This is a genomic window from Pseudoalteromonas sp. T1lg76 (assembly GCF_002964725.1).
Taxonomy (GTDB): Bacteria; Pseudomonadota; Gammaproteobacteria; order Enterobacterales; family Alteromonadaceae; genus Pseudoalteromonas.
The window spans coordinates 1-466 of the sequence record NZ_PQCE01000060.1; the positions used below are offsets into that span (position 1 = coordinate 1).

At 46.6% G+C, this 466-nt stretch carries 1 protein-coding gene; it reads left to right on the forward strand.

Annotation, left to right across the window (positions count from 1 at the left end):
* Positions 1-411, forward strand: a 411-nt coding sequence (locus C2M35_RS15060) for a PKD domain-containing protein (protein WP_158678001.1), incomplete at its 5' end; no start/stop codon positions are given.
* Positions 412-466 lie beyond the last annotated feature (55 nt).

The window sequence follows — 466 nt, forward strand, 5'->3', positions numbered from 1 at the left end:
GCTAGCTCAACTCTAGCTAACCCTTCACACAGCTACACAGCTGCGGGTACTTACACTGTAACCCTAACTGTAAGCGATGATGACGGTGCCGAGCACTCTATCACTAAAGACGTAACTGTGACTGAGCCTGTACCAGTGCCAACTATCTTTGTACAAGGTACTGCTGAAGCCTCTAACGGCCGTGTAGTAGCAAGCCTATCTTGGACTGCACAAACTGCAACTGAGTTTGATGTATACCGTGACGGAGCTCTAATTGACTCAGGTGTGAGCAAAACAAGCTACACAGACCGCTTTAACTCTACTGCGACTAGCTTCACTTACCAAGTATGTGAAACTGGCACTGCCAACTGTTCTTTAGAGGAAACCATTGCGGCTACTCCTAAGTCAAAAGGCAACGGTAAACGTAAGTAAGCTGTAACCCCTGGAAGGCTCTCTAGAGCCTTCCTTTTTCTTCTTAATTTACGTT